We start from the raw sequence: 4,599 nt of genomic DNA, 5'->3' as shown, positions 1-4,599 counted from the left end.
TCGACGGCGACCGAGCTCAGATTGCGCGACCCGGCGACCCGGTCCACGAGAACGGCCGGCGTCCCCGCTGCGCGCAGCCGCTCGAGGCGCTCGCCGAGATCGCCGATGGGGGAGATGAGCAGCCCGAGGACGCGCTGCGTCTCGAAGTAGTCGACGTGCGCGGCCTCGCGGTCCGGCGACTCGTCGCTGTTGGCCATGACCACGGACAGGCCGTCGCGGCCTGCCTCGTCCTCGGCGCCGCGGGCCACGTCCGTGAAGAACGGGTTCCGGACGTCGAGCACCACGAGGCCGATCGTCGTCGAGCGGCCCGCTCGGAGCTGCCGCGCGGCGTCGTTCCGTACGAAGCCGAGCTCCTTGATCGCCGCGTGCACTCGCTCGACCGTCGCCGCACGGACGATGTCCGGACGGTTGAGCACGTTGGAGACCGTGCCGACGGAGACGCCCGCGAGTTCCGCGACGTCGCGGATGCTCGCCGCGGCGTGGGGCAGCGCGGCGTGGGACGGCGCGGACAGGCTGTTGGCGCGGCTCATTCTCGGAGACTACCGCGTTCAGGTGCCTGGGCGAGTAGCTTGTTGCTGATGCGGTGTGCTTCCTCCATGAGCAGCTTCCCGAGGAGTCCCCGCCGGTCCGCCCGGAAGCGCGGCTCGATTCCCGTGAAGGACACGGCTCCCACAGGGTTCCGATTGCCGTCGAAGACTGCCGCGCCCATGCCGTAGCTTCCTTCGAGGACCAGCCCGGGGTTGACCGAATAGCCGCGCAGGCGGGTCTGCTCGAGCTCCTGGCGGACCGTGGCCTCGGTGTGCCCTGCGGCGAACTCGCCCGCGTGTTCGCTCCAGCGGCTCAGGTAGGCCTCCTGCTCGCGGGCCGGGAGGAACGCCATCATAGCCAGGCCCGCGGACGCGACCCCGAGGGGGAAGCGGACTCCTTCGCGGAGCACGAAGGAGCGAATGGGGAAGCTTCCCTCCTCGCGGAGTAGGCAGACGGTCTCGCTTCCCTGCCTGATGCTGTAGAAGGCGCTCTCGCCCGAGGCCTCGGCCAGCCGGCGAAGACTCGGGCGTGCGAGCTCCTCGAAGGAGAAGCGGGAGGCCGCGATGGACCCGAGGAGGTACAGCTCGGTCCCGAGCACCCAGTCGCCGGACCGTGCGTCCGTGTCGAGCAGCCCCTCCGCCGCGAGCGACGCGAGGAGGCGATGCGCCGTCGGGCGCGTGAGGCCCGCTTCGCGCGCGAGCCACGTGGTCGACGCGCCGGACGGATTGCTGCCCACGAGGCGCAGGAGTCGGCCCACCCTGCCGACCACTTGGGTCCCGGGGACAGCTGCCTTGCCGTTCATCATGGCCTCCTCCTCAACCGTTCATATTGTGGACAGTCTGGTGCCTCGTGTCCACAGTATGCGATCGGGCTCCCCGACCATTGCCTAGCCTGCCGGTATTTCTCTACCTTCGCTGGAAGGGAAGGCTGTCCACAAAGTGGTGAACGGAAGAAGGTCGGTGTGGCAAAGGTGAGTGAAGGCGCCCGCGAGGTGGTGGACTCCGCCGTGCGCGACGGCGCGATCCTGGCGGTGGGAGGCTTCGGGCTGAGCGGGATCCCCGCGGACCTCATCGAGGCCGTGAGGGACTCCGGCGCGAGGGATCTGACGGTCGTGTCGAACAACATGGGCGTGGACGGGAAGGGCCTGGGGATCCTGATCGAGTCGGGCCAGCTCCGCAAGGTGATCGCGTCCTACGTGGGGGAGAACAAGCTCTTCGCGCAGCAGTACCTCGCGGGGGAGCTCGAGGTCGAGTTCGTCCCGCAGGGCACGCTCGCCGAGCGGCTCCGGGCCGGCGGTGCCGGGATCCCCGCCTTCTACACGCGCACCGGTGTCGGGACGATTGTGGCCGAGGGCAAGCCGCACGAGGAGTTCGACGGGCGGCTGTACGTCCAGGAGCGCGGCATCGTCGCGGATGTGGCACTCGTGCACGCGCACACGGCGGACACCGAGGGGAATCTCGTCTATCGGCACACGGCGCGCAACTTCAATCCAGTCGTCGCCACGGCGGGCAAGGTGACCATCGCCGAGGCGGAGGTGATTGTGGGCATCGGAGAGATCGATCCCAATCATGTCGTGACCCCCGGCGTCTTCGTCCAGCACCTCGTGCAGTCCCGCCCGCGGGCCAAGGACATCGAACAGCGCACCGTGCGCCCCCGCCCCGCGGCGGTCGCCGCCGTTGCGGCTGGCGCGTAGCCCGTCTCAGCAACGGAAAAACCACAAGGAGGAGCCCACGATGCCGTGGACACGAGATGAGATGGCCGCGATCGCGGCCGAAGAGCTGAACGACGGCGACTACGTCAACCTGGGGATCGGCATCCCCACGCTCGTCGCCAACAACCTGCCCGAGGGCGTACGGGTCACGCTGCAGAGCGAGAACGGTCTCCTCGGAATGGGCCCGTTCCCGTACGAGGGGGAGGAGGACGCCGACCTCATCAACGCGGGCAAGCAGACCGTGACCGTGCTGCCGGGCGGGAGCATCTTCGACTCCTCTATTTCTTTCAATATGATCCGGGGCGGCCACGTCAAGGTCGCGGTCCTCGGGGCGATGCAGGTCTCCGCCGAGGGCGATCTCGCGAACTGGCAGATCCCCGGGAAGATGGTCAAGGGCATGGGCGGGGCCATGGACCTCGTCGCGGGCACCCCGCGGATCGTCGTGCTCACCGAGCACGTCGCGAAGGATGGCTCGCCCAAGATCGTCGAGAGGTGCACGCTGCCGCTCACCGGACAACGCGTCGTCGATCGCATCGTGACGGACCTCGCGGTCTTCGACGTCACCGAGGCGGAAGAAACAGACGACGACGGCGCCCCTCGCCTCGCGCTGCGCCGGCTCGCCCCAGGCGTGGATCTCGCCGAGGTGAGGGAGAAGACCGGGGCGCCGTTCGCCGTCGTCCTCGAAACCGGGGCCGCTGACGAAGCACAGGAAGGAGCGCTCGCATGAGCCTCAAGGAACAGTTCGGCAAGGACGTCCTCATCACGGGGTGGGGCCACAGCCGCTTCGGCAAGCTCGGCGACGAGACGCTCGAATCGCTCATCGTGCAGGTCGCGGGCGAGGCCCTGGCGCACGCGGGGCTCGAGCCGGGGCAGGTCGACGAGGTGTATGTGGGCCAGTTCAACGCCGGGATGGTCCCGCTCGCGTTCCCGTCCTCGCTCGCGCTCCAGCTCTCCCCGGACCTCGCCGGCGTCCCGGCGACGAGGGTCGAGAACGCGTGCGCCTCAGGGTCCGCGGCGGTGCAGCAGGGCGTCAAGGCGCTCCTGGCCAGCACCGCCAGGAACGTGCTCGTGATCGGGGCCGAAATGATGACCCCGGCCGGGGCCGAGAAGGTCGGCGCGGCCCTGCTGGGCGCGGACTACGACATGGCCGGCCAATCGTCGTCGGCCGGGTTCACCGCGCTGTTCGCCGAGGTCGCGAAGCACTACGAGAAGCGCTACGGGCCCGTGGCTGGTCTTTCCCTCCCCGATGCACTGGGGTCCATCGCGGCGAAGAACCACCGCAACGGCGTCGACAACCCCTACGCCCAGCTGCGCAAGGACCTCGGCGAGGAGTTCTGCCGGACCGTCTCGGAGAAGAATCCGATGGTCGCCGATCCGCTGCGGCGCACCGATTGTTCGCCCGTGTCCGACGGCGCCGCGGCCGTCGTGCTGTCCGTCGCGCCGGGTGCCGGGGCGGCGACTTCTCCGGTGCGTCTCGCAGGCTTCGGGCACGCGAACGACTTCCTCCCCGCCGAGCGGCGCGACCCCACGGCGTTCGCCGGGACGCGGCTCTCGTGGGAGCGGGCGTTCGCGATGGCCGGCGTGGGGCTCGGCGACCTGGACTTCGCCGAGGTTCACGACTGCTTCACGATCGCCGAACTCGTCATCTACGAGACGATGGGCCTCACCCCGGCCGGGCAGGGCTCGCGCGCGATCCAGGAGGGCTGGGTCTACAGGGGCGGGAGGCTCCCGGTGAACGTGTCCGGCGGGCTCAAGGCCAAAGGCCACCCCGTCGGCGCGACGGGCGTCTCCCAACACGTGATCGCGGCGATGCAGCTCACCGGTACCGCGGGTGCGATGCAGCTCGCGAACCCCCGCCGCGCCGCGGTCCAGAACATGGGCGGCGTCGGCATCGCCAACTACGTGAGCGTGCTCGAGGCCGTCTGACTCGCGGGGTCTAGCCCGTGGGTCTAACGCGTGGAAAGACAAGAGTGCCCCGGCGGTCGACCGCCGGGGCACTGCTGTCTGTTAGCGGGTTAGGCGGCGCAACCGGTGCGGTTAGGCGTTCGCCTCGGCGTCGGCCGACGCGCACTCGACCGCCGCGCGTTCGGCGCGGCGGTCCGAGGAGAGGAACTCCCACGCAACGGGGACGACCATCATGGCGGCAACCATCAGGACGGCGAGGACAGTGAAAAGGGACATGGTGTTCCTCCTTCGGGCAGGGGGGATGGCGCCGCCATAGAAACGGCTGCACCGGTGGATTCATCTACTCCAACGACGCTGCCCCCGGGATTATTCCGGACTATGTCTCCGTTTTTTCCGCGACTCGGCCGATCGTAGAGCCTGGCGACGCGCAGGACATACGACTGGGCCGCCTCGAT

General features: G+C 69.4%; 6 protein-coding genes. 3 read left to right on the top strand and 3 right to left on the bottom strand.

Annotated elements, in window-relative coordinates:
* Both ACLN58_RS18225 and ACLN58_RS18220 read right to left on the bottom strand, forming a co-directional pair.
* Nucleotides 1-530 (bottom strand): LacI family DNA-binding transcriptional regulator (locus tag ACLN58_RS18225; protein WP_415856659.1); only part of this gene is annotated, 530 nt, incomplete at its 3' end.
* Entirely contained in the window at nucleotides 527-1,333 is an 807-nt protein-coding gene (locus tag ACLN58_RS18220; RefSeq protein WP_415856658.1) for an IclR family transcriptional regulator, read from the bottom strand. The genes ACLN58_RS18225 and ACLN58_RS18220, both read right to left, overlap by 4 nt.
* A 156-nt stretch (nucleotides 1,334-1,489) precedes the next feature.
* On the opposite strand from ACLN58_RS18220, the gene ACLN58_RS18215 reads away from it, so the two are divergent.
* Genes ACLN58_RS18215 through ACLN58_RS18205 form a run of 3 tightly spaced genes read left to right on the top strand, consistent with a single transcriptional unit; the run spans nucleotide 1,490 to nucleotide 4,165 of the window.
* Nucleotides 1,490-2,221 carry a CoA transferase subunit A gene (locus tag ACLN58_RS18215; protein ID WP_415856657.1) on the top strand — a complete coding sequence of 244 codons (732 nt, stop codon included), beginning with the start codon at nucleotides 1,490-1,492 and terminating at the stop codon, nucleotides 2,219-2,221.
* Nucleotides 2,222-2,261: 40 nt separating this feature from the next.
* The gene (locus ACLN58_RS18210) at nucleotides 2,262-2,966 is read left to right on the top strand and encodes a CoA transferase subunit B (protein WP_415856656.1); all 705 of its coding nucleotides are present in this window, start codon (nucleotides 2,262-2,264) and stop codon (nucleotides 2,964-2,966) included.
* Entirely contained in the window at nucleotides 2,963-4,165 is a 1,203-nt protein-coding gene (locus ACLN58_RS18205) for an acetyl-CoA acetyltransferase (protein WP_415856655.1), read from the top strand. Before ACLN58_RS18210 ends, ACLN58_RS18205 begins: the two co-directional genes overlap by 4 nt.
* A 111-nt stretch (nucleotides 4,166-4,276) precedes the next feature.
* On the opposite strand, the gene ACLN58_RS18200 is transcribed toward ACLN58_RS18205, so the two are convergent.
* The gene (locus tag ACLN58_RS18200; protein ID WP_415856654.1) at nucleotides 4,277-4,420 is read right to left on the bottom strand and encodes a hypothetical protein; all 144 of its coding nucleotides are present in this window, start codon (nucleotides 4,418-4,420) and stop codon (nucleotides 4,277-4,279) included.
* Nucleotides 4,421-4,599 lie beyond the last annotated feature (179 nt).

The sequence above is a fragment of the Sinomonas sp. G460-2 genome, from assembly GCF_047759905.1.
Classification (GTDB): domain Bacteria; phylum Actinomycetota; class Actinomycetes; order Actinomycetales; family Micrococcaceae; genus Sinomonas.
This window is presented reverse-complemented; position numbering and strand designations above follow the sequence as displayed.